Source organism: Gemmatimonadota bacterium (assembly GCA_016719105.1).
Taxonomy (GTDB): domain Bacteria; phylum Gemmatimonadota; class Gemmatimonadetes; order Gemmatimonadales; family Gemmatimonadaceae; genus SCN-70-22.
Window position 1 is genome coordinate 240,799 of the sequence record JADKAQ010000046.1, and the last position, 24,153, is coordinate 264,951.

Sequence of the window (24,153 nt, forward strand, 5' to 3'; positions counted from 1 at the left end):
GTTCCGGTTATCGAGTCGTCGGTCGGGTGGGCGGGAGCGGAATGTCCACGCCGCGGGCGCGTGCCAGTTCGGCCGCTGCCATGTAGTAGTCGATCGTGGCGCGCGCCGCGTTGGTGCGCGCCGTCAGGAGCAATAGCTGGGCGTCCGACACCTCGAGCTGCGTCGCCAACCCACGCTCGAAGCGCAGGGTGGCGATGCGGAAGGCCTCATCGGCCTCGCCCACGTTCTGGCGCTGCGCCTCGTAGGCCGCCTCGGCGCGCGTGAACTCGGCGCGCGCACGGGCACGCTCCACCGCCACCTGCTCGCGCTCCTGCGCCAGCTGCAAGCGCGCCACGCGCTCCTGCGCCTGCGCCAGGTCGATGTTCCCCTTGGCGCGCAGCCCGTCGAAGAGCGGCCAGGAGATGTTGAGGCCGAAATTGCGGTCGGCAAACCAGCCGTTGTTCTGGCACGACTGGTTGGGGTTCGACCCCGGCGCGCAGAAGCTGTTGGCCGACCGTCCCCAGATCGTGGGGAAGCCATTGCCGGCCGGAAAGGCGAGGTAGCCGGTCTGGATGAAGGCGTTGACCGTCGGCAGCAGGTCGGCACGCGCCACGCGCACCCCCTCGCCTCGCGCCTGCAACGTCATCTGCGCCGCACGCTCCGACGCACGCAGCGGATCGCGCGACGAGTCGGACGCCACACCACGCACCACCGCACGCAACGCCGCCGTGTCGATCTCGCTCGTGAGCGAGATGGCGCGCGTTTCGGGGATGTTGAGCAGGCGGCGCAGCTCGATGTCGGCCAGTTCCTGCGCGGCGCGCGCCTGCAACAGCGACGGCTCGAGATTCGCGCGCTCCACGCGGGAGCGCAGCACCTCGTAGCGCGACGCGCGCCCCGCGGCCAGGAGCTTCTCGACCAGGGCGATGCGCTCGCTCGCCAACTCGAGGTTGCGCGACTGGATGGCCACCAGCTCGCGTTGCAGGATCGCCGAGAGATAGGCCCGCTGCACGTCGACCGAGAGCTGGGACTGCGTCTCGGCCACGTTCAGGCGCGCGGCACCACGCACGTCTCCCGCGGCTCGCGCCCCGGCAAAGATGCGTCCCCCCTGAAAGAGCGCTTGGGAGACGTTGATGTTGGAGTTGTAGTTGAAGTTCTGCCGGAAGAGCGAGTTCACGGCGTCGGCACGGGCATTCTTGAGCACCTGGGAGTAACTCCCCGCCAGGCGCGCCTGAGGCAGCCCCGCAGCGCGCGCCGTCGTCACCTGGGCGTCGGCGATCTCGACCTGTGCCGATGCGAGGCGCGACTCATCCGACTCGCGAAGGGCCCGCGACACCGCGTCGCCAATGCTCAGGCGAACCGTGTCGACGGCACCGCCACGCATGGAACCAGCCTGCTGGGCAGAGAGAACGGCGGGGGTACCCGAAAGGCACACGGCCGCCGCAACAGCAATCGGAAAAGAAATACGGGAAATCATCTCCCCAATTACGCGCGGCCCAACGTTGTCGTTCACGATTCTCAAGTGAGTATGGTGCAAAGACGTGGGAACCTCCGGCACAGCGTCTCGACGACATGCGGCGTCGGCCGGCCGAAGGGACAGGCGCATCGTCGCCTCGTCTTGGCCCGCGGGACGTCTGCGGGAGGGCTGCGGCCCGAGAGGGCCAACGCGTCACGGGCGAGTCCGTTCGGAACCGCCGCGCAAGGGTAGTCTGCGGAGGGCGGTGGAAGTTAACGGGGGCAATCCACGCGACCAGCCATCGGCTCACCTCACCACGAGTCCTCGTCGACGTCTCGGGGTGCGGCCCGCACCCCGTTACTGGCGCTTCGTCCCAACGGGTGGGGCGGCATCGCGAGTCGATGCGTAGGATTCCCCTTACCAAGTAATGGGAAGACTCATGGCGCGCGACCCGATGGAACTCATGCAAGGGACGCTCGACGTCCTCATCCTCCGCACACTCGCCTGGGGGAGCATGCACGGCTATGCCGTCTCCCGCTGGATCCGCGAGCGCACCGGGGGAACGATCGACATCGAGGACGCCCCGCTCTACAAGGCGCTCCACCGCCTCGAGGGGGGAGGCTACGTCGAGGCCGAGTGGGGGCTGTCGGAGAACAACCGCCGGGCGCGGTACTACCGGCTCACCCCGGCCGGCCGTCGGCAACTCACCCACGAGGAAGCGGCCTGGCGGCGCTACGCCGAAGCCGTGTTCCGGGTCCTGGAGCCAGCGACATGAAGCGATTCATCTCTTTCCCGTGGCGCAGTTCCGAACGTATTGCCCGCGAGGTGGACGAGGAGTTGGCCTACCACCTCGAAGCCCGGGCCAACGCGCTGCTGGCGACGGGACTCTCATCCCACGAGGCGCGACGTCAGGCCGAACGCGAGTTTGGTGACGTGGCGGCAACGCGCGACTACCTGAACCGGCTCGACCGAAAGACGAACGCCACCCGGCACCGCCGTGATTACCTGGGCGACCTGCGGCAGGACGTGAGCTACGCCCTGCGCACGCTCCGTCGGTCGCCGGGCTTCGCGCTCACCGCCATGGTGACGCTGGCGCTGGGCATCGGCGCCAACGTCGCGATCTTCACGATCGTCAACGCGGTCCTCCTGCGACCGCTCCCGTTCCCCCGTCCCGAGACGCTGTACAGGGTCTGGTCGCACAATGCCAAGGACGGGATGACGCACGCTGGGGTCTCGGCCGTCGACCTCGACGACTTTCGCGCGCAGCGCCGTGTCGTCGAGGACCTGGGGGGCTTCTGGTACGCCTCGGGGGGGAGCGGGATCGACCTCGTGGGGCGCGGCGAACCGCAGCGGCTCTCGGCGGTCTTCACCACGGCGGGCTTCTACGGCGCGTTGGGCGTGCGCCCCGAGGTGGGGCGCGTCCCGCGCGAGGACGAACTGGTGCGCGGCGGGCGTGACCGGGTGGTCATGCTCACGTACGACTTCTGGATGCGCGAGTTCGGCGGCGACCGGCGCATCGTCGGGCAGTCGGTCACGTTAGGCGCCGAACCGTACGAGGTGCTGGGCGTGCTGCCGCGAGGACTGGCCTTTCCGGCACGCGACGTCGACGTCTTCGTCCCGTACTCCACCATTCCCGACGGGTCCATCCCGCGCCTGCGCATGGTGCGCAACCTGGACGTGGTGGCGCGTGCCCGCCCGGGCGCCGGGATGGCGCAGGTGCACGCGGAGTTGAATGCGATCGCGGCGCGGCTCTCGCGGGAGTACCCGGAGAACGCGGCATGGGGGGCCACGATGGTGCAACCCCTGCGGGAGGCGATGACCGGCGACGTGCGCACGGGGTTGCTCGTGCTGTTGGGCGCTGTCGCCTTCGTGTTGCTCATCGCCTGTGTGAATGTGGCATCGCTCCTGCTTGCCCGCGCCAGCGTGCGCGGGCGCGAGATCGCCGTGCGCCTGTCGCTCGGCGCGGTGGGTGGCCGACTCGTCAGGCAGCTCATGACCGAGAGCCTGGTGCTGGCGGGGCTTGGCGGAGCGGCCGGAGTGCTGCTGGCCGTGGTCGGAGTACGCGCCCTACGCACGCTGGGTGCACAACAGTGGCCGCTGGGCGCCGACGCATCGATCGACGGCGCCGTGCTCGCCTTCGCCTTCGGGGTCACGATCGCGACCGGGCTCCTTTTCGGTATCGTCCCGGCGCTCCGCTCCTCGCGCAGCGACCTGCAGCGCGATCTTCGGGCCGGGGGACGCGGCGTGGCCGGGGACCGGGCGATGGGGCTGCGCAACTCGCTGGTGGTAGCCGAGGTGGCGCTGGCGATGATGCTCGTGGTTGGGGGCGGCGTGATGACGCGGAGCTTCCTCGAGCTGCTCGCCGTCGATCCCGGCTTCCGGAGCGACCATGCGGTCGTGTTCAACTACACCCTGAGTACCGAGCGGCACAGCGACTACGTCCCGGTCTACACCGGGATCCTCGATCGCGTGCGCGCCATTCCCGGGGTGGAGGCGGCCGCTTCCATCAAGGACGCGCCACTGCGCGGGGTGGGGGAAATCGCCGGCTTCCGGCTGCCGGGGATGACCATCCCGGCAGGACAGGAAGGGCCGACCGCGGCGATCCTGCACGTGAGCGACGGAATCTTCCGGACGCTGGGCACGCCGATCAAGGCGGGGCGCGAGTTCCTGCCGACCGATCGTGGCGACGCGCCGCTGGTGCTGGTGGTGAACGAGGCCTTCGAGCGGAAGTGGTTCCCGGGCGAGCGGGCGCTCGGCAAGACGGTGATCGCCGGGGGGCGGGTCCGTGCGGAGATCGTCGGGGTGGTGGGCGACATTCGGCAGCGGTCGATGGCCGAGGTGGCGGTGCCGACCATGTACATCCACGTGCCGCAGAACGGGCGCGTGCGCATGAACCTCGTCGTGCGCACGCGCGGGGAACCGCTGGCGATGGTCCCGCTGGTGCGCGAGGCGATCCGGTCGGTCGATCGCCAGCAGGCGATCGGGTCAGTGTTCACGCTCGACGACGCGCGCCACGACGCCGTGGCCCGTCCCCGGCTGCTCATGGTGCTCATGGCCGGCTTTGGCGTGCTGGGATTGTCGTTAGGGGCGCTGGGGCTGTACGGGGTCCTGGCCTACCTGGTGAACCTGCGGCAGCGCGAGATCGGGGTGCGCCTGGCGCTTGGCGCCGACCGGCGCCGCGTGCTGCGCATGGTCGTGGGCCAGGGGGTGCAGCTGGCGGGTGTCGGCGTGGTGTTGGGACTCGCGGGGTCGCTGGCCCTGGGGCGACTGCTTGCCGGCGTGCTGTACGGCGTCGACCCGGCGGACCCCATCCTGCTGGCGCTGGTCGCGCTGACGATGCTCGCCGTCGCCTTCGCCTCGAGCTGGTTCCCGGCGCGGCGCGCGGCGTCGGTCGACCCGGCGGTGACCCTGCGTGAGGACTAGAGTCCCTCTCACGATCAGTCGCCGGCGCGCGGGGGCCCTGCGCCGGCCGGGAGCCGCCGACTACCTGAGCGATGACCTGTCGTTAGGCGGCGACGCCATCGCCAGGAGCTTCCGAACCTCCCCGACGATCGCCACGCGCAACAGTCCCTGCGGAGCGTCGTACCGCTTGAGCTCCTCGGCGGCGGCCGAGGCCCAAGTGGCAGGGGCGACTCGCCCCGCCGCGATGAAGCCGATCGCCTCGGTCCCAATCACCGCCGATCGGGCGAGCGCACGGGCCGCCGGCACCCCCTGAGCCAGGGTCGGCGACCGCGCACCAAGCGCTTCGACCTTGGGGAGGAGGAGGCTCCAGCGCTCGAAGAGGACCAGAAGCGAGTCGCGCGCGACGGCGTCGTTCGCATCGCGGGCCACACGCCGCACCAGGCGCTCGGTGAGCCAGCGCCCGTCGGGGTCGGGGCGCGCGGCGTCGACCAGACGCGTGAGTGGGTGCCATTGGTTGGGGCGGATCCCGTTGGCCGACTGGCCGAACGACGGCGGCTGCACCGCGGTGAACAGCGACTCGACCGGGGCCGTGTCGAAGCCCGGGGCGATGGTCGCCAGCAAACGCGCCGGGTGCGAGCGCACGCGCAGCCCCAGCCCCTCGAGGCGATCGGTGAGGATGTCGAGCCGGCGATACATGTCGGCAACATCGGTCACGGTGCGCGGCGACCAGAGCCGCTCGGCCACGGCCCCCAGGCGCGGCCAGATGCGCGAGTCGGCCGTTTCGGCGGTGATGAACTCGGCCCAGATGCAGGCCTCGCCGCCGATGATGAGGCGCTGCTGCGCCGGCGTGAGTTCGTCGTACTGGGGGACGGGGTCGGCGGTGTAGTACTCGGTGGCCGGCTTGATGTGGTCGAGGTACCAGGGCGCCGAGAGGATCCCGGTGAAGCCCTGCTTGGCGCTGTTGGCCAGGTACTGCGTCCCCCGCCACGACTGCACGACGGTGCGCGGCGGCAGGTCGGGGTGCAGGATCTCGTCCCACCCCACCATGCGCTTGCCGTGCCGCGAAAGCAGCGTCGTCAGGCGCCGGTTGAAGTGCAGCTGCAACGCGTGGTTGTCACGGAATCCGTGGCGCGTGCGCCAGGCGACGATCTCGGGGTTCGAGTCCCAGTGCTTGCCCTCGACTTCGTCACCGCCGATGTGCCAGTAGGCATCGGGAAAGAGCGGGATCATCTCGTCGAGGAAGCGGGCGATGAAGGTGTAGGTCGCCTCCTTGGTGGGGTCGAAGATGGCGTCGGCGCCGCCCCATTCGCGGCGGATGGCGATGGGGGGCCGCTGCGCGCTGTACTGGGGGTAGCCGACGAACCACGACGTCGAATGCCCGGGCATGTCGAACTCGGGGACGACGCGGATCCCGCGATCGCGCGCATAGGCGACGAGGTCGCGCACTTCCTGCTGCGTGTAGTACAGGCCATCGCTCCCCAGCTCGTGCAGCCGCGGGAAGTGCTTGCTCTCCACGCGGAACCCCTGGTCGTCGCTCAGGTGCCAGTGAAAGACGTTGAGCTTGACCAGCGCCATGCCGTCGAGCGTGCGCTTGAGCTGCTCGATGGGCATGAAGTGGCGCGAGACGTCGACGAGGAGCCCGCGCCAGGCGAAGCGCGGCTCATCCGCGATGGACACGGCGTCGAGGTAGAACGACGTGCCATCGCCCACCACCAGCTGCAACAGCGTTTCGAGCCCGCGCAGCGCGCCGACCGTTGTTGCCGCCTGCAGCGTGGTGCCGTCGGCGCTCACGGTCAGCGTGTAGCGCTCGTTTTCGTCGATCCCTTGCACCGGCATCCCGGGCCCCGCGACGTCGATGGCGATGCTGCGCGGGGTGGCGGTGCGGGTGATGGAGCGCGACATCGGCTGGGCGATGCGGCGAGAGAGCCGGTGGAGCAGGCGCGAGATGGCGCGCTCGAGGCGCGGGTCGCTATGCCCGGTGATGGCGATGCTCGTGGTGCTATCGATCGAAAACCGCCCGGTCCCGGTGCGAACAGACGTGGGGACGGGGAGGAGCGAGGCGGGTTGTGCCGCCACTGGGAGCGCGCCGCCGAGGAGGAGGAACGCGAAGAAGCGTGAGCGCATCCGCCGAATGTGAGTCCCGCCCACGCGCCGAGCCAGTGCGCCAGCTCACGAGCGCGGGAGCGGCCGAGTCGCACCGGCGAGGTATCCACTCCAGTCCCGGACAGGTATTATCTCGTCTTCTCGACGAACTGCCGGGCCCCAGCTCACGTTGGGGCGCTCGCTTCGCTCGCACCTCCTCGTCCCAAGCTTTCCGCGCATGACGCTCACGTCCCTCGACTGGATCATCGTCCTCGTCTCGATCGTCGTGTCGTTCCTCCCGGCCGTGATCCTGGCCAAGCGCGCGGGGTCCAGCACGGAGGAGTTCTTCACGTCGGGTCGCAGTGCGCCCTGGTGGCTGGTCGGCGTGAGCATGGTGGCGACGACGTTCTCCACCGACACGCCCAACCTCGTGACCAACCTGGTGCGCGAGAAAGGGGTGGCCAACAACTGGGCGTGGTGGTCGTTCCTGCTGACGGGGATGATGACCGTCTTCTTCTACGCGCGGCTCTGGCGCCGGTCCAACGTCCTCACCGACCTGGAGTTCTACGAGATTCGCTACTCGGGAAAGGCCTCGACGTTCGTGCGTGGCTTTCGCGCGGTGTACCTCGGGCTCTTCTTCAACTGCGTGATCATGGCGAGCGTGAACCTGGCCGCCGCCAAGATTGCCAACGTCATGCTCGGCTGGCCGATGTGGCAGACGCTCCTGATCTGCGCGGTGCTCAACGTCGCCTTCGCCGCCACGTCGGGGCTGTGGGGGGTGCTGGTCACCGACTTCATCCAGTTCGGCATTGCGATGGCGGGCGCCTTCGCCGCCGCGTACTACTCGCTGCAGCAGCCCGAAGTTGGAGGGCTCGTGGGGCTATTTGCCAAGCTTCCGCCGCAGACATTGCACCTGCTCCCCGACTTCAACGATTGGGGGCTCACGCTCTCGGTGCTCATCATCCCGCTCACCGTGCAATGGTGGTCGGTCTGGTATCCCGGCGCCGAACCCGGAGGCGGGAGCTACATCGCCCAGCGCATGCTCGCCTCCAAGAGCGAGAACGACGCGCTCGCCGGCACGCTGTTCTTCAACTTCGCGCACTACGCCATTCGCCCGTGGCCGTGGATCATCACCGGGCTCTGCTCGATCCTCGTCTTCCCCGAGCTCAGCGACATTGCCCGCACGTTTCCGTACGTGGATCCCAAGCTCATCGGGCACGACATGGCGTATCCGGCGATGCTCAAGTTCCTCCCGGCCGGCTTCATGGGATTGATGATCGCCGGCATGCTCGCCGCGTATGTCTCCACCATCTCGACGCACCTCAACTGGGGGACGTCGTACCTCGTACATGACGTCTACCGGCGCTTCGTCAAGGAAGGGGCAAGCGAGGCGCACTACGTCATGGTGGGACGCCTCGTCACGGCACTGCTCATGGTCCTCGCCGCAGGGCTCACCTTCGTTCTCGACTCGGCGCGCCAGTCCTTCGAACTCCTCATGTCCATCGGCGCCGGCACCGGGCTGCTGTACCTGCTGCGCTGGTTCTGGTGGCGTGTGAGCGCCTGGTGCGAGATCGCGGCGATGGTCACATCGTTCCTCATCGCGCTGGGCTTCTTCGTCGCCGGCAAGGCGGGGATGGTCGTTCCGTCGCACATCACCCTCATCGTCGGCGTGGTCATCACGACCGCCGTGTGGGTGACGACCGCGTACCTCGCCCCGCCCACCGATTCCGGCAAGCTCGATTCGTTCTACGCGCTCGTGCGCCCGGCCGGGCCCGGGTGGAAGGTCGTCCGCGATCGCACCGGGCTCCCCGCCTCGGCCGACTCGCTGCCGATGGCGATGCTCGGATGGGTCCTGGGCTGCGCCTTCGTTTACGCGGCACTGTTCGGCGCCGGGAGCTTCCTGTACGGCAACACGGCCCAGGCGCTGGTGTGGCTCGGCGTCTTTGTGGTGAGCACCGTCGGGCTGGCGCGCATTCTCCCGAAAATCTGGCGGTCGTCGGAATCGTGAGTCGTTCGTCACGAGGCGCAAGACGGGTGGCGATGCGAATGACAGTGGTGGCCGTTCTCCTGCGGGATGGGGGCGCGAGCATGCACGTGCTCGGGCGTTAGGCGACGTGCCGCGTGCGTGGGCACGCTTGGCGAGCGTCGTTGGCGCGTGCGCGCTCGCCGGGCTCGGGTGGCTGCGCTGGGTCGACTGGCGGGTCGACAACGTGCTGCAACAGCGCTACGACATCCCCCTCACCGGCATCGCCGTCCCGACCGACTCGGCGAGCCTGACCGAGGGGGAGCGACAGGCGTGGTTTCATGGCTGCCACGGCTGCCACGCCGCCCAGCTGCAGGGGAAGGTCTTCATCGACGAGCCCGGGGAGATCCGACTGGTCGCCCCCAACATCCCGGAGACCATCGCCCGCTATAGCGACGCCGAGCTGTCCCGCCTCATCCGGCACGGCATCCGGCGCGACGGCACCGGGGTGATGGGGATGCCGTCGGCCGCCTTCTACCAGATGTCCGACCTCGACGTGGGGCGCATCATCGCCCACCTGCGCGCCGCCCCCGTCGTCCCCCATGCGCTGCCGTCGACAAGTTTGCACCTGCCGGCGAAGCTGGCGCTGCTCGATGGCGACATGCTCCCCGACGCGGCCACAATCGATCATCGCGCGCCGCGCGTGGGCGACCGGCGCGACACCACGCGCGCCTGGCGTGGCGAGTACCTCGCCCGCACGATCTGCAACGAGTGTCACGGCGATCGACTCGAAGGCATCGACGAAGCCCCCCCGCTGCGACAGGCGAACGGATACTCCCGTCCGGAGTTCACCGCCTTGTTGCGCGAAGGGCGCGCGCGCGACGGACGCGACCTGCCGCTCATGGGGCGGACCGCCCGGGCGCGCTTCTTCCGCTTCACCGAGGACGAGATCGCCGATATCTATGGGTACCTGATGCTCCTGCGCGCAGCGCCGTCTCCCGAGGGAGACGCACCGCCGCCCTCGCGCTGACCGCCGATCCCCTGCCATGTCCTTCACCACTCGCGCCGTCATTCTCGCCCGCGGCCTCGGCACACGCATGCGGCAGGCAGACGGCGCTGCCTCACTCGACGCCGAGCAGGCGGCGGTGGCCGACGCGGGGGTGAAGGGGATGATCCCCATCGGGCGCCCCTTCCTCGACTACGTCATCAGCGCACTGGCCGACGCGGGGATCACCGACGTCTGCCTGGTGATCGGCCCCGAGCACCAGGCGGTGCGCGACTACTACGGCTCGCTCCAACCCGAGCGCGTCCGCGTGCACTTCGCGGTGCAGGCCGAGCCACGCGGCACGGCCGACGCCGTCGCCGCGGCACGCGACTTCGCCGCCGACCAGAACGTCCTCGTCCTCAACTCCGACAACTTCTATCCCGTCGACGCGTATCGGGCGTTGGCCGCCCACGGTGGCGCGGGGCTGGTCGGCTTCGAGCGCGAGGCGCTGGTCGCCGAGAGCAACATCCCCGAGGAGCGCATCCGCAAGTTCGCGCTGGTGGCCCGCGACGCCGACGGCTTCCTGGTCGAGATCGTGGAAAAGCCGGACGAGGCGACCGTCGCGCGCATGGGCGCGCACGCGCTGGTGAGCATGAACCTCTGGTCGTTCACCCCCGTGATCTTCGAGGCGTGTACGCGCGTGCGGCCGTCCAGCCGTGGTGAGCTGGAGCTGCAGGATGCGGTGCGCATCGCCATGCACGAGTTGGGGGAGCGGTTCCGCGTGCTCCCCATGGCGGCCGGCGTCCTCGACCTGTCCAACCGGCGTGACATCCCCGCGGTCGCGGCGCGGCTGGCGGGGAGCGCGGTGCGGCTGTAGGGCGCGCTGTCCTCCCACCCCGGGGGGCCGGGTGTAGCTTTCGGCCATGTCTCACAATCGCGACCAGCTCCTGCGGGTGGGGATGTCGGCGCACCAGGCATCAGCGAAGGCGGCGATGCTCGACGCGTGCGACGCCGCCCTCGATGCGTTAGGCAGCTCCGACCAGCGCCACTCCGTGTGGGTCCCGGGGCGCATCGAGGTCCTGGGCAAGCACACCGACTACGCCGGGGGGCGTTCGCTCCTGTGCACGGTGGAGCGCGGCTTTGCCGTTCGGGTGGCGCAACGCAGCGACGCGCGCATCCGCGCCGTCGACGTGGCCACGGGCGGGGCGTGCGAGACCGCGCTCGACCCCGAGGCGCGTGCCGAGGCGGGCGACTGGTCCAACTACGTGGCCACCGTCGCCCGACGACTGGCGCGCAACTTCCCCTCGGCGCGTTTGGGGGTCGACCTCGCCTTCACGTCGGACCTGCCGATCGCCGCGGGGATGAGCTCGTCGAGCGCGCTGATGATCGCCGTCTTCGTGGCGCTGGCCAAGAGCAACGACCTGCGCAGCTCCGAGGAGTTCCGTCGTGCGATCTACTCGCGTGAGGAGCTCGCGTCATATCTCGGCACCGTGGAGAACGGGGAGTCGTATCGGTCGCTCGAGGGGGACGTGGGGGTGGGGACCTTCGGCGGCAGCCAGGACCACACCGCCATCATGTGCGCCGAGGCGGGGCACGTGGTGCAGTACTCGTTCGCGCCGGTGCGCCGTGAGGCGCAATACGTCCTCCCGCCCACGCACACCTTCGTGGTGGGGGCGAGCGGCGTGCTGGCGGAAAAGTCGGCGGGAGCGCGCGAGGCGTACAACCAGGCCGCGCTCCTGGTGCGGCACCTGCTGGCGTCGTGGAACGCGACGACCGGGCGCAACGACCTCTCGCTGGCCGACGCCGTGCGCAGCGCCGACGACGCCGCCGACCAGCTGCGCGAGGTGGCACGCGGCGCCGCGACCGCCGACTTCGCGGCCGAAACGTTAGGCAATCGCCTCGAGCAATTCCTGCTGGAAAGCTTCGAGCTGATCCCGCAGGCCGCGGCGATCCTGGCGCGCGGCGCCGTGCACGAGCTTGGGCCGGTGGTCGATCGGTCGCAGGAAGCGGCCGAGCGCTGGCTCGGGAACCAGATCCCCGAGACCATGGCACTCGCACGCCTCGCACGTCACGTGGGGGCGACGGCCGCGTCGGCGTTCGGTGCCGGCTTCGGTGGCAGCGTGTGGGCCCTGGTCCCGGTGGGCGACGCGCACGACTTCATGGTGTCGTGGGCCGAACACTATCAGGCCGAGTTCCCCGCCGCCGCCGAGCGCGCGACGTTCTTCTCGTCGCCCGCCGGGCCCGGAGCGCAGCAGTTCTAGTTCGTCGTCTTCATTCCTGATCGGGCCCCGGCTGTCGCCGGTGTGCTCGCGTGCCTCGCATCTTCCCGTCCACTCATGTCCAGCGAACACCCATCTCGGCGCGACCTTCTCAAGGGCGCTGCCCTGGCATCGGCAGGGCTCGTCCTCGGCTCCCATGCGGCGTTGGCGCAGGGGGGCGATGCAGCTGACGGCGCCTCGACCGACCCGTTCACCGGGCGCCCGTCTGCCGCGGCGACCATGGCCGGGGTGCCGTTCGAGAAGCACGCGACGGTCCGCATCGCCATCGTCGGGACCGGGCTGCGCGGGCGCTCGGTGCTGCACGAGCTGCTCGGCGTGCCCAACGTGCGCATCACCGCGCTCTGCGACACCGTCCCCGAGAAGGTGGAAATGGCGGTGCAGCAGATGCGGAAGGCGGGGCACGACTACGAGCCGGCGCGCTTCACGTCGGGGCCTAACGCCTACGAACAACTCGTCAGGCGCGACGACATCGACATCGTGTATACGGCAACACCGTGGGAATGGCACGTCCCGGTCTGCCTGGCGGCGCTGAACGCGGGGAAGCACGCGGCCACCGAAGTGCCGGCCGCCTACACGCTGGAGGACTGCTGGAAGCTGGTCGACGCCTCGGAGCGCACGCGGCGCCACTGCCTGATGATGGAAAACTGCAACTACGGCTACAACGAGTTGCTGGTGCTCCAGATGGTGAAGGCGGGCGCCTTCGGAGACCTCAAGCATGCGGGGGCGGCGTACAACCATGACCTGCGCGAGATCCTCTTCGAGAACAAGGACGAGGGGCTCTGGCGCCGGCGCCACCACACGCTGCGCAACGCCAATCTCTACACCACGCACGGCCTGGGCCCCGTCGCCTTCATGCTGGGGATCAACCGCGGCGACCGCTTCGACTACATGGTGTCGATGGCGACGCCGGAGATGGGGCTCACCAAGTGGCGCAAGGACCACGAACCGGCCGACTCGCCCAAGTGGAAGGAGCGGTACGTCACGGGCGACCTCAACATCTCGCTGATCAAGACGGCCAAGGGGCGCACCATTCGCCTGGAGCACGACGTCTCGTCGCCGCGCCCGTATTCGCGCATCAACTCGATCCAGGGGACCAACGGGATCTTCGAGGACTACCCGGCGCGCATCTACATCGAGGGCGAAGGCGACGCACACCGCTGGGCCTCGATCGACGCGTACAAGGCCAAGTACGAGCACCCGCTCTGGCGCGAGTTAGGGGAGAAGGCGCGCAGCGGCGGGCACGGCGGGATGGACTACGTGATGGCCTACCGCCTGGTGCAATGCCTGCGCGAGGGGCTCGTCCCGGACTTCGACGTCTACGACGCCGCGGCGTGGTCGGCCCCCGGGCCGTTGAGCGAAATGTCGGTCGCCAAGGGGAGCGCGCCGATGAAGTTCCCGGACTTCACGCGGGGGAAGTGGAGCGAGGCGCGGGCGTCGCTCTAGCCTGGGAAGACGGGAAGACGGGAAGACGGGAAGACGAGAAAGGGCAGAGTCTTTACCGCGGAGAACACAGAGGGCACAGAGATCACGGGGAGAGGCTCCTCCGTGTTTTCTGTGCCCTCTGTGATCTCTGTGGTTCAAGCTCTGTGGTTCAAGCTCTTCTAGAGGAGAGGCGGGCCACCGCGGCGAGTCCAGCGCCCGAGGGTCGTTATCTCGTCTTCCCGTCTTCCCGTCTTCCCGTCTTCCAAACTACACCTCGCAGATCCGCACCCCCTCCTCCAGCGAGCGCATCGGCTCCCGCTTGGGGATGAACTCCTGCCCGATGAACCCCGTGTAGCCCAGGTCCGCAATGGCCCGCATGATCGCCGGATACTGCAACTCCTGCCCGGCGTCGATCTCGTTGCGCCCCGGGACCCCGGCCGTATGGAAGTGACCGATCGCCCCGAAGTGGTCGCGGATCGTGCGGATCACGTCGCCTTCCATGATCTGCATGTGGTAGATGTCGTACAGGAGCTTGAAGCGCGGGCTCCCCACCTGCCTGACGAGTTCGGCCCCCCACGGCGTGCGGTCGCACATGTAGTCCTTGTGGTCGACCTTGGAGTTGAGCAGCTCCATGCACACCGTCACCCCAAGCTTTTCGGCCAGCGGCGTGATGCGCTTGAGCCCCGCCACGCAGTTGGCCAACCCTTCACCATCGCCCATCCCGGCGCGATTGCCCGAGAAGACGATCATGTTCGGCAGTCCGGCAGCCGCAACGAGCGGCAGGAGGCGCTCCGACTCGGCCACCAGGCGGTCATGTTCGCTGGGGCGGTTGAAGCCGACCGGGATCGTGCTCGGCCCGTTGGCCATGGCGCAGGTGAGGCCATGCTGCTTCACCACCGGCCAGTCCTTCTCGCTCAGCAGCTCGACCGAGAGCAGGCCGATGCGCTTGGCCGCGGCGCATAGCTCATCCAGCGGCATGCTGCTGTAGCACCACTGACAGACGCTCTGCTTGAGGCGCCCGGCGCCGGGAAGCGGCTGCAACGCACCGACGGCCGGCGCGCTCATCGCGGCCAGCGGCGAGGCCGCCGCGGCGAGCGCGCCACCGGCGAGCGCCGCGCCACCAAGGGTCCTGAGGGCATCGCGGCGACTCTGGCTCATAGGGCGCTGAGCGCCTTGAACGACGCGGTGATCGAGGCGTACGGATCCTTCGGGTTGTCGTGCTCCACGAAGTAGTGCTTGATCCCCGCCTGGCTCGCCTTGGCGAAATACTGCGCGAACGGGATCCGCCCCGCCCCCACCTCGGTCATCGTCCCGTCCGCCGTCATGTCCTTCACGTGCACGCACGGGAAGCGCCCCGGGTGCTTGGCGAAGTAGGCGAGCGGGTCGCGCTTGGCCTTGTTGGCCCAGAAGAGATCCAGCTCGAAGTGCACGAGGTCCTTGTCGCAGCGCGCGAGGAAGAGGTCGTACGGCACCTCCCCCTCGAGCGTCTCGAACTCGAAGTCGTGGTTGTGGTACGCCATCTGGATCCCACGCTGCTTCGTGAGCGCCCCGGCCTCGTTGAGCTGGTCGGCCACCTTCTTGTACTGGTCGAGCGTCTTGCGCTCGTTGGCGTCGAGGTACGGCATGATGGCGAACTTGTGCCCGATGGTCTCCATCGAGTCGAGCATGGCGTTCGGATCCTTGAGGATCATCGCCACCGGGATGTGCAGCGACGGCGCGATCAACCCGTTCGCCTTGAGCGCCGCGGCGATCTGCGTCGGGGTGCGCCCGAAGTAGCCGGCGAACTCGACCTCCTTGAACCCGATCGCCGCCACCCGGGCCAGGGCGGCCTCCACTCCCTTCTCCATCTCCCCACGGATGGTGTAGAGCTGCACGCCGCAGCGCTTGATCGCCGCAGCGGGGGCCGGGCCATCGGCACGCGGCGCGGTGCCGTCAGCCGCAAAGGCGGACTGTGCCATCAGGTCGTTCATGAACGGGGCGGCCACGAGGCCAAGGGCCGACGCCTGGGTCAGGCGCTTGAGGGCTTCTCTTCGGGAAGTCACGGGAGAACTCGGACGGGTGATGGAGTCGAGCGGCGAACGACAGCGTCATACCCCACGCGCGCCCACTCGGCACATGCACCGCGGTCCGACAATGAGCGCCGCGGCGACGAGACGGCGGCATGGCCACGGGCAGACGCACGCGGGGGCGATGTCAGGGTCGAACGTACCCCCGAGCATCGCCCCCGTCCAGCAAAGCGCGCGACAGGCGCGCCCCCGCTCCGACTATCCCTTACGGCCGGGCACCCTTCAGCATCGCCTGGGTCCGCTTGAGCTGCGGATGGTCGGGCGCCGCCGCCAGCCCCTTGTCGATGGTCGCCAGCGCCGAGGCCGTATCGCCCTTCTGCGCCTGCCCGAGCGCGAGCTGCGCGAAGGTTGCCGCCGACTTGGGGAAGTACTCGAGGTTCAGGGTGAGCAGCTTGATCGCGTCGTCCACGCGGCGCGCGCGGCTCATCTCGTCGGCCAGGCGCGGGAGGCCGTCCTCGGTGAAGTCGAACTGCGCCTTTCCGTAGGTCTTCTCACGCAGCTCCTTGTAGCGCACGATCGCGCTGTCGGCATCCTTGGCCTCGAGCGCGCCCAGCACCTCGGCGGCCAGCGTGCGCGGCTTGGACACGCCACGATGGCACGTTTCGCAGCTCACGCGCGTGCGCGCCGTGAAGGTGCGCCCGGTCTGCGAGAGGTACTTGCCGTTGATGTCCATCGTCATCTGCAACATGCCGCGCGCGATCTTCTTGAGCTCCTTGTCGTCCGACGCGGGATCGAGTCGCTCGGGCATCTGCCCGGGGTTGGTCACCACGTGACAGTCGTTGCAGCGCAGGCCTAACGTCTGCGTGAAGCGACGCATGACGTTGAGCAATTCGGGGCGCGGCATGTCCTTCGGGAGGACCTGCAGGTTCTTGAATCCTTCCTGCTGCTGGGCCCCAGCCAAGGCGGGAACGGCAACGACGAGCACGGCGAGCGAACGACGGACGAAACGGCGCATGACGATTGACCTCGGAGGGACGGCCGCTTGACGGAGACGGCGGGCCGGTGACCGCGGGGGGAGGGAAGGCATTGTACACCGCATGGGGCCGCGCGGCCAGAGCGCCCCCCGCCTGACCGCCGCCCCTGATGCACGTCGTGGCTAGCGCAGCACCGCCGAGGCGTCGCCGGGAAGGAGGAGCTGGCGATGGGCCCACCAGGGGGCAATCCCGTTCTTCATCACCCGCTCGTGGAACTCGCGCAGGTTGAACGCCGCCCCTTGCCGCGCCTGGACATCCTCACGAAGCGCGAGCATCGCCCGCTTTCCCAGGAAGTAGCCGCCGTTGGTGGGATCGTACGCCACACGCGACGCCTCCTGCAGCGCCGCCGGACCGGGGATGTGCGCGTTCTCCTCGAAGAAGCGGGCCCCCTGCTCCAGCGTCCAGCCGTTCGCATGCACGTTGAGACTGACGATGAGGCGACAGATGCGCGTCATCGACTCCGACAGCTGCGCCATCGCGTACCGCGGATCGTCCTGCTTGAATCCCTGCTCCACCACCAGGTACTCGGTGTAGTGCGCCCAGCCGTCCTGTCCGCTCGACGGCTGCGGAAACGGGTTGAGCCCGATCCAGATGCGGCGCACCTTCCCCGGCGTCTGGCGCATGAACATCGCGTGCACGAAATGCCCGGGCATCGCCTCGTGCGCCGAGGTGATCGCCAACGACGGATAGTTGAACCGCTCCAGCCACTTGTCCTGTCGTTCCGCCGGCCACGACGGATTGGCGTCGGTGACGTAGAAGATCGACTTGACCGGCGTGGCTTCGAGCGGCGGCGAGGCGTGCATCGAGGCCAGCCCGATGTCGAACGGCTTGGACGGCTCCACGATGACCTGGTCGGCGCTGGGGAGGCGTACGAGGTCGTGGCTCGTGACGAACTGCTGCAGCTCGTCGACTGTGCGCCGCGTCGCCGCCACCAGCTCACCGCGCCTGGGATGGTCGCGCAGCACGTCGCCCCACACCGCCATCGCCTCGCGCGTGGAATCGACCGCCCGGGCCTTCTCGGCAAAGAGCGCCTGCTCGCGCGCCAACTCGCGCTGGGCGATCTCCAGCATGCGCTCGGCGGGGAGGTCGAGCAGCTCCTCGGCGCGGTAGCGCGCCTCGACGTAGTCCTTGCCTAACGCGATTGGCCCGTTGGCGTTGGGGAGGACGGTCTTCTCGTAGTCAGCGATGAACGCATCGATCGCCGCGCGCGCCGAGCGCGCCTCGACCATCATCGCGTTCCAGGTCTCGCCGCGCGGGGCGTCGAGGGCGAGCCCCAGGTCGTTGGCCAGCATCGCACTCGCGCCGCGGAACATCCCCAGCCCGCGCTCGGCCAGGATGCGGGGCGGGTTCCGCAGGTTGGCCTTGGCCGCCTGCAACAGCGCCGGGACGCCGCGCAGCTTGTCGCGCACGCGCTGCATGCGCACCTGCGGCGGCGCGCTCTCCATCGTCATGAGGTTGTGCACGCCGTCGGTGATGGCCGAGGCGTAGATCATCGGGTTGCGCTGCCAGCTGTGCGCCACGTCGAGGTCGAGGATCCACCCGTCGATGACGCCGTCGAGGATGCGCCGGTCGACGCGTTCGTCGGGGGTGAGGTCGGCGACCGGGATGCGCACCAGCCGCGCCTTCATCTCCCGGAACCAGAGGAGCTGCTGCGCGATGTTGCCGGCCGAGAAGTCCTCGAGGCGGTCGTCGTGCATGTGGAGCCCGTTCCCCGCCGCGATCGACGGGTAGAAGGCCGCCCACCCATCGAGGTACTCGTCGACCAGCGCCGCCAGCTCGCGTGAGGCCGTACTCGAGGTGTCGGAGGCCGCCGTCGCGCCGGTCGACGGTGTATCCGCCCGCGTCTTCCCCTCGCCCCCCGCGCAGCCACCCGCCAGCGTGGCCGTGACGGCCAGCGCCCCTGTCAACAGCATCGATCGCATCTAGAGTCCTTTCGTGGCCAGCAGCTCGATGGCGCGCGCGAACGCATCAATCTCGGCCACCGTGGTGTAGACGTTAGGCGTTACGCGGATGCAGGAGAACTCGTTGGGGACGATCCGTGCGCGCACGTGGATGCGGTGTTTCGTCATGAGATGCTCCACGAGCTGAGGGCCGGTGAGCCCGTCGACGCTCATCGCGCCTAACGCGCACGACTGCGCATCGTCGTCGGGGGTGAGCAGCTTCACCCGGGGAAACTGCGCGACGTGCCGCGTCCAGCGCCGCCGCAGGAAGCGCAGGCGCGCCGCCTTGCGTTCGGGCCCTATCGCCTCATGGAAATCCAGCGCCTCGGTGATCGGGTTACGGATGTGTACCGGAAAGGTCCCGATTGCCTCGAACTTGCGGATGTTGTCGTCCATCTCGGCCGGCGCGGCGAACAACGGCCAGATCGACTTGATCTTCGCACGGCGCACGTAGAGGAACCCCGTCCCCACCGGCGCCGAGAGCCACTTGTGCAGCGAGGTGCCGAAGTAGTCGCAGTCGAGATCGTCGCGCGTGAAGGGGAACTGGGCGAAGGCGTGCCCACCATCGACCACCACCTCGATCCCGCGCGCGCGCGCCAGGCGACAGATGCGCTGGATGGGGGCGATCTGCCCGGTCGTGAAGTACACGTGCGAGACGTGCAGCACCTTGGTGCGAGGGGTGATCGCCGCCTCGAAGCGCTGTACCAGGTCGTCCGGGCCGGCCGACGGCACCGGGAACGAGAGCACCTTGAGCACGATCCCGTCGCGCCGCTCGCGCGTGCGCCACGCCGTGTGCATCGACGGGTAGTCCTGCGTGGTGGTGATCACCTCGTCGCCGCGAGAGAGCGGCATGCCCAACTGCACCGCCTCGAGTGCCTCGGTGGTGTTGCGGGTGATGGCCAACTCCTCGGGGTCGCAACCAAAGCGCGCCGCGAGGCGACGGCGCACCACCTCGAACTCGGGATAGAGCATCTCGTCCACGTAGTGCGACGGGCTCATGTTGGTCATCGTGAGGTAGTCGAGCTGCGCGCGTTGCACGCTGCGCGGCGACGGTGCCACCGAACCGTTGTTGAGGTTGATGTTGTTGCGATCGACCGTGAACGCCTGTTGCACCTGGAACCAGAAGTCCTCGTCGTCGGCCAGTGCGTCGGCGCTTCGCGGCGTGTCGTAGGCCGCCAATCGATCGGCGATGACCAGCGCGGAGGGCTTGAGTGCGACGATTCCTGCCCCCACGGTTGAGACGAAGTGGCGACGGAGCATCTGGCCTGGGTGATGTGGAATCGAGAGAACCGCACCATGCATCGGCGAACCGGGCTAGTGTACGGCGGGCGGCAGGGGGGAGCCAGAGCGGTGGCGCCGCGTCCGGGGGATTTCTCGCGGGGCTGGCGCCGGACGCGGTGCGGCGGCGGGCGGGCAGACACGGCCGGCCCGCGTTGCCACCTGCGCTGTCAGGCGACATACTCGCCCGTCGCCCAACGGCGGGCAATCGACCGCTCACTGTCGTCCCCCTCGAGCTCCTCGTCCCGGTGCATTTCCCCATGACGCAGACGGCGTGTCATGCCCCGTGTCACCGCAGGCGCCCCGAACGGTGGCCTTGCCTGATGCTGTTGGGGGCCTCGGCGCTGGCGATGGTCACACCCGTGCGCGCGCAGTCCGCGGCCAACCCTCAGGTGCGCGTTGAGAAGAACCTCGAGGCTCGCATGCGCGACGGCGTGGTCTTGCGGGCCGACGTGTATCACCCAGCGACACCGCAGCGGATGCCCGCACTGCTGCAACGCACGCCCTATTCCAAGAACCCGCAGGACGCCAACAGCCTCTACCACCGGCTCGCCTCGGCCGGCTTCGTGGTCGTGGTTCAGGACACGCGTGGGCGCTACATGTCCGACGGCGTGGCCGTGCCGCACGACGAAGCGGCCGACGGCTACGACACGGTGGAATGGGTGGCGGCGCTCCCCTTCGTCGATGGTCGCGTGGGAATGTTCGGCGGGAGCTACAGCGCGACCACCCAGTTGCTGGCCGCCAGCGAGCGACCGCCACATCTCGTCGCCCTATTCCCCTCGGCGTCATACGCCAGCCGGTATGACATGGTCTTCCAGGGCGGGGCCTTTTACCTCGCCGACGGTCTCGGGTGGAACCTGGGGCAAGCCGTCGACGCGCGGCGCCGGGCCCGCGAGCCACGCGCCGATCGCGACGGGGCCATCGGCTTGTCACCCGACGAGCGCCGTCAGTTGCAAACCACGTGGATGTGGGCGCTCCCGCTCGACGCCGTCACGGCGCTCGATCTCCGCCGGTACGCCCCCGGCTACTTCGACATGCTGGCCCATCCGTCCTTCGATGCCTTCTGGGAGCGCTTCGACGTCGCGGCGCGGCACGGGCGCTTCGAGGTCCCGGCGTACCACCTTACCGGATGGTACGACGCGCTCTTGAACGGCACGCTGCGCAACTTCGCCGGATTGCGGGCGCACGCCGCCACCGATCGGGCGCGTCGCAACCAGCGTCTCATTGTCGGCCCGTGGACCCACGCCCGCCCCACCACCAGCACCCGGCGAATTGGCGACGTGGACTATGGCGAGGAGGCAGGGTTCGACTCTGAGGCCCTCATGGTCTCCTGGTTTCGGCATTGGCTGGGAGGCGCCGCCGCTGCCGGCGACTATCCGTCGCCCCCGGTGCGCCTCTTCGTCATGGGCGAGAACCGATGGCGCGATGAGCAGGAGTGGCCGCTCGCCCGTGCCCGTTCCACCACCTTGCACCTCGCGAGCGACGGATCGGCCAACACCGCGGCCGGCAACGGGCGGTTGGCGTGGCATTTGGCAGCCGGTGCCCCGGCGGACACGTTCACGTACGACCCGCACACCCCCGTCCCCACGGGGACCGCCGGCGCCTATTCGCGCGCCCCCACCGACCAGCGCGACCTCGAACGGCGCGGCGACGTCCTCGTCTACAGCAGCGCGCCGCTCGACGCGCCACTCGAGGTCATCGGTCCGGTGACGCTGGTGCTGTGGGCCAGTTCGTCGGCCCGCGACACCGACTTCACCGCACGCCTCGTGGACGTCGCCCCCGACGGAGCGGCACGCGCATTGACCGACGGGATCCTCCGGGCCCGCTACCGCGGCGGACGAACCTCGCCCGAACTCCTGCGCCCCGGGGTGCCGACCGAGTTCACGATCGACGTCGGCGCCACCGCCAACGTCTTCCTCGCCGGGCACCGCGTCCGCCTCGAGGTGTCCAGCAGCAACTTTCCTCGCTTCGACCGGAACCCCAACACCGGCGCCCCGTTCGCCACCGACTCGGCCGTCGTCACCGCGCGACAGACCGTGTGGCATAGCGTCGCGCATCCGTCGCGCCTCGTGCTGCCTGTGGTGCCCCGATGAGGACATCCCTCGCCCCGCTCGCACTGGCGCGTGTCCGTCGCCTGACGTTCGCCGCGTGCAGCGCATCGGGGGCGTTAGGCGCGCTGGGGGCGTTCGGCGCGCTCGGCGCGTTCCCGGAACGGCTCACCGCTCAGGCGTCGTACCTCGGCTATACCTCGACCTCCACCGCGACGCAGCGCGCGACGGAGGATCAGTTTCGCGACGCGGTGTCCGCAACGTCGCTCTCCGCACTCCATCGACCGTTGAGTCGCCGCCCGCACCCGGCGGGGTCGCCAGGGGCCGCTGAGGTGGTGACGTACCTGCAGCGCACGCTTCGCTCCTTTGGTCTCGAGGTCGAGACCTTCGAGTACCGGGCCTGGCTCTCTCACCCGCGTCGGGTGCGTGTCACGCGCACCGCGCCCACGGTGCGCGAGCTCTCGGTGCGCGAGCCGGCGCTGGCGGGCGACTCCACCGCCACCCACCCCGATCTCGGCGACGCCTTCATCGCCTACTCCGCCTCGGGTGTCGCGGAGGGTGCGGTGGTATACGTGAACTACGGCCTCCCGGCCGACTACGAAGAGCTCGCGCGCCTCGGGGTGAACGTCCGCGGGCGCATCGCCATCGCCCGCTACGGGCGGAGCCATCGCGCCGTGAAGGTCTTCGCCGCGCAACAGGCCGGGGCACGCGCCCTCATCCTTTACAGCGACCCGGCCGACGATGGCTTCGTCCGCGGTCCGGCGTGGCCCAACGGCTACTGGCGTGGCGAGCAGATGCCCCAGCGCGGGAATGCCAAGCTCAGTTGGTACTTCCATGGCGACCCGCTCACCCCAGGGGTCGCCGCCCTCCCCGACGCGCCCCGTCTGTCGACGGCGAACGCCCCCACGTTGCCGCGCATTCCCGTCGTCGCCCTGGCATGGGGCGAGGCGCAGCACCTGCTGTCGGCACTTGGAGGTCCGGTCGCGCCGGCGTCGTTCGCGGGGGGGCTCCCGTTCACCTATCGCCTTGGCCCCGGCGCCGCGGTGCGCGTGGCGGTCGATCTCGACGACGGACTTCGTCCCATCCGCAACGTCGTCGCGACGCTGCGCGGCCGCGATGCGCCCGACCGCCGGGTCATGCTGGGCGCGCACCACGACGCCTGGACGTTCGGTGGCGTCGATCCGGGAACCGGCGCCGCGGCCCTGCTCGAGTGCGCACGCGTACTGGGACAGATGGCGCGCACTGGCTGGCGCCCCGCCCGCACCATCGCCCTGGCCTTCTGGGACGCCGAGGAGTACGGGTTGATCGGCTCCACCGAGTACGCCGAACAGTGGCGCCAGCAGCTGCAAGACCAGCTGGTGCTGTACGTCAACACCGACATGTACATGCGGGGGCGCTTTGACGCGGGGGGCGTCCCCTCGCTGCGTGATTTCGTGGTCGACGTCGCGCGCACGGTCCCCGATGGCAACGGAACGGTCTACGAAGGCTGGCGCACCGCGGAGTGGGCGCGGCTCCCCCGGGCGCAACGCCCCGCCGACTCGGCGGCCTACCGTCCCGACCTCAAGACGTTAGGCAGCGGCGCCGACTTCGTCCCGTTCCAGGACCATGTGGGGGTCCCCACCCTGTCCATCGAGTTCATCGGCGCCAACGGCTACGGATTCGGCACCTACCACAGCCGCTTCGACTCGCGCGCCTATGTGGAGCGCATCGCCGATCCGGGGTTCGTGCAAGGGGTCACGATGACGCGTGTGCTGGGGACGCTGGCGCTGCGCATGGCCAACGCCGACGTCCTGCCGTTCCGTTTCTCGCACTACGCCGCCCGGCTCGAGGCCGCCTTGCGCGACGTCCCGACGTGGGGCGACCACGCGGCCAGCCAGGGGGCGCCGCCACTCGACGTGGCGCCGCTCCTGGCCTCCGCCAACCGGGCGTTGCAACTGGCGACCTCGCTCGAGGGCGCCCTCGGGCAACGCCTGGCCAATGGGCACATCCCGCCCGATGCAACACGCGCGCTCAACGATCGACTCGCGCGGCTCGAACAGTTGCTCGCCGACGACGACGGCGCCCCCGACTCGCGCTGGTATCGACACGTGTTCTACGGCTGGAACATCTACTCGCTGTACGACGGCCAGCCCTTCCCCGGGCTGGCCGAGGCGATGCGGGGAGGCGATCGCGCGCGCGTGACGCACGAGGTGGCGCGCATCGCCCGTGCACTCGCGCGTTTGTCCACCGAGCTGGCCGCCGCATTGACCATCGCCCAAGCGAGGGAGACGTGACGAGAACCC

16 protein-coding genes are annotated in these 24,153 nt (G+C 69.4%); 9 read left to right on the top strand and 7 right to left on the bottom strand.

What is annotated here, in order from left to right:
• Positions 1-7: 7 nt before the first annotated feature.
• Positions 8-1,360, bottom strand: coding sequence for a TolC family protein (locus IPN47_25250; GenBank protein MBK9411285.1), 1,353 nt, complete (start codon positions 1,358-1,360; stop codon positions 8-10).
• Positions 1,361-1,871: 511 nt separating this feature from the next.
• Between IPN47_25250 and IPN47_25255 the strand changes: the two genes are divergently transcribed.
• Positions 1,872-2,207, top strand: a complete 336-nt coding sequence (locus IPN47_25255) for a PadR family transcriptional regulator (protein ID MBK9411286.1) — start codon at positions 1,872-1,874, stop codon at positions 2,205-2,207.
• The gene (locus IPN47_25260; protein MBK9411287.1) at positions 2,204-4,855 is read left to right on the top strand and encodes an ABC transporter permease; all 2,652 of its coding nucleotides are present in this window, start codon (positions 2,204-2,206) and stop codon (positions 4,853-4,855) included. The genes IPN47_25255 and IPN47_25260 overlap by 4 nt, the downstream gene beginning before the upstream one ends.
• 60 nt (positions 4,856-4,915) lie before the next feature.
• Here IPN47_25260 and IPN47_25265 read toward each other — a convergent pair whose 3' ends face one another.
• Complete coding sequence (locus IPN47_25265) at positions 4,916-6,958, bottom strand: family 20 glycosylhydrolase (GenBank protein ID MBK9411288.1); 2,043 nt, start codon at positions 6,956-6,958, stop codon at positions 4,916-4,918.
• A 196-nt stretch (positions 6,959-7,154) separates the two neighbouring features.
• Here IPN47_25265 and IPN47_25270 point away from each other — a divergent pair, with 196 nt between their 5' ends.
• The 5 genes from IPN47_25270 (at position 7,155) to IPN47_25290 (ending at position 13,586) form a co-directional block, all read left to right on the top strand.
• A complete protein-coding gene (locus IPN47_25270; protein MBK9411289.1) occupies positions 7,155-8,924 on the top strand; it encodes a Na+:solute symporter in 1,770 nt (589 codons plus the stop codon).
• Positions 8,925-9,051: 127 nt separating this feature from the next.
• Entirely contained in the window at positions 9,052-9,909 is an 858-nt protein-coding gene (locus IPN47_25275; protein MBK9411290.1) for a c-type cytochrome, read from the top strand.
• 16 nt (positions 9,910-9,925) lie between these two features.
• Positions 9,926-10,741, top strand: coding sequence for a nucleotidyltransferase family protein (locus IPN47_25280; GenBank protein ID MBK9411291.1), 816 nt, complete (start codon positions 9,926-9,928; stop codon positions 10,739-10,741).
• A 46-nt stretch (positions 10,742-10,787) separates the two neighbouring features.
• Positions 10,788-12,125, top strand: coding sequence for a galactokinase (locus IPN47_25285; GenBank protein ID MBK9411292.1), 1,338 nt, complete (start codon positions 10,788-10,790; stop codon positions 12,123-12,125).
• Between the two features lie 75 nt (positions 12,126-12,200).
• Complete coding sequence (locus IPN47_25290; protein MBK9411293.1) at positions 12,201-13,586, top strand: Gfo/Idh/MocA family oxidoreductase; 1,386 nt, start codon at positions 12,201-12,203, stop codon at positions 13,584-13,586.
• Between the two features lie 246 nt (positions 13,587-13,832).
• Here the strand turns inward: IPN47_25290 and IPN47_25295 are convergent, their stop codons facing one another.
• The 5 genes from IPN47_25295 to IPN47_25315 all read right to left on the bottom strand — a co-directional run bounded on the left by IPN47_25295 (position 13,833) and on the right by IPN47_25315 (position 19,688).
• The gene (locus IPN47_25295) at positions 13,833-14,723 is read right to left on the bottom strand and encodes a TIM barrel protein (GenBank protein MBK9411294.1); all 891 of its coding nucleotides are present in this window, start codon (positions 14,721-14,723) and stop codon (positions 13,833-13,835) included.
• Positions 14,720-15,607, bottom strand: coding sequence for a sugar phosphate isomerase/epimerase (locus tag IPN47_25300; protein MBK9411295.1), 888 nt, complete (start codon positions 15,605-15,607; stop codon positions 14,720-14,722). Before IPN47_25300 ends, IPN47_25295 begins: the two co-directional genes overlap by 4 nt.
• A 229-nt stretch (positions 15,608-15,836) precedes the next feature.
• Positions 15,837-16,586, bottom strand: a complete 750-nt coding sequence (locus tag IPN47_25305; GenBank protein ID MBK9411296.1) for a c-type cytochrome — start codon at positions 16,584-16,586, stop codon at positions 15,837-15,839.
• Between the two features lie 141 nt (positions 16,587-16,727).
• Positions 16,728-18,527 carry a DUF885 domain-containing protein gene (locus IPN47_25310; GenBank protein ID MBK9411297.1) on the bottom strand — a complete coding sequence of 600 codons (1,800 nt, stop codon included), beginning with the start codon at positions 18,525-18,527 and terminating at the stop codon, positions 16,728-16,730.
• On the bottom strand, positions 18,528-19,688 hold the full coding sequence (locus IPN47_25315) for an aminotransferase class V-fold PLP-dependent enzyme (protein ID MBK9411298.1): 1,161 nt from the start codon (positions 19,686-19,688) through the stop codon (positions 18,528-18,530).
• A gap of 485 nt (positions 19,689-20,173) precedes the next feature.
• Here IPN47_25315 and IPN47_25320 point away from each other — a divergent pair, with 485 nt between their 5' ends.
• The gene (locus IPN47_25320) at positions 20,174-21,916 is read left to right on the top strand and encodes a CocE/NonD family hydrolase (protein MBK9411299.1); all 1,743 of its coding nucleotides are present in this window, start codon (positions 20,174-20,176) and stop codon (positions 21,914-21,916) included.
• The gene (locus tag IPN47_25325) at positions 21,913-24,144 is read left to right on the top strand and encodes a M28 family peptidase (GenBank protein MBK9411300.1); all 2,232 of its coding nucleotides are present in this window, start codon (positions 21,913-21,915) and stop codon (positions 24,142-24,144) included. The genes IPN47_25320 and IPN47_25325 overlap by 4 nt, the downstream gene beginning before the upstream one ends.
• Positions 24,145-24,153: the final 9 nt, after the last annotated feature.

Excerpts from the sequence above, each read along its gene's own strand:
- IPN47_25250 (MBK9411285.1), bottom strand. The coding sequence starts at position 1,360 with ATGCGTGGCGGTGCCGTCGACACGGTTCGCCTGAGCATTGGCGACGCG.
- IPN47_25255 (MBK9411286.1), top strand. The coding sequence starts at position 1,872 with ATGGCGCGCGACCCGATGGAACTCATGCAAGGGACGCTCGACGTCCTC.
- IPN47_25260 (MBK9411287.1), top strand. The coding sequence starts at position 2,204 with ATGAAGCGATTCATCTCTTTCCCGTGGCGCAGTTCCGAACGTATTGCC.
- IPN47_25265 (MBK9411288.1), bottom strand. The coding sequence starts at position 6,958 with ATGCGCTCACGCTTCTTCGCGTTCCTCCTCCTCGGCGGCGCGCTCCCA.
- IPN47_25270 (MBK9411289.1), top strand. The coding sequence starts at position 7,155 with ATGACGCTCACGTCCCTCGACTGGATCATCGTCCTCGTCTCGATCGTC.
- IPN47_25280 (MBK9411291.1), top strand. The coding sequence starts at position 9,926 with ATGTCCTTCACCACTCGCGCCGTCATTCTCGCCCGCGGCCTCGGCACA.
- IPN47_25285 (MBK9411292.1), top strand. The coding sequence starts at position 10,788 with ATGTCTCACAATCGCGACCAGCTCCTGCGGGTGGGGATGTCGGCGCAC.
- IPN47_25290 (MBK9411293.1), top strand. The coding sequence starts at position 12,201 with ATGTCCAGCGAACACCCATCTCGGCGCGACCTTCTCAAGGGCGCTGCC.
- IPN47_25295 (MBK9411294.1), bottom strand. The coding sequence starts at position 14,723 with ATGAGCCAGAGTCGCCGCGATGCCCTCAGGACCCTTGGTGGCGCGGCG.
- IPN47_25305 (MBK9411296.1), bottom strand. The coding sequence starts at position 16,586 with ATGCGCCGTTTCGTCCGTCGTTCGCTCGCCGTGCTCGTCGTTGCCGTT.
- IPN47_25310 (MBK9411297.1), bottom strand. The coding sequence starts at position 18,527 with ATGCGATCGATGCTGTTGACAGGGGCGCTGGCCGTCACGGCCACGCTG.
- IPN47_25320 (MBK9411299.1), top strand. The coding sequence starts at position 20,174 with ATGGTCACACCCGTGCGCGCGCAGTCCGCGGCCAACCCTCAGGTGCGC.
- IPN47_25325 (MBK9411300.1), top strand. The coding sequence starts at position 21,913 with ATGAGGACATCCCTCGCCCCGCTCGCACTGGCGCGTGTCCGTCGCCTG.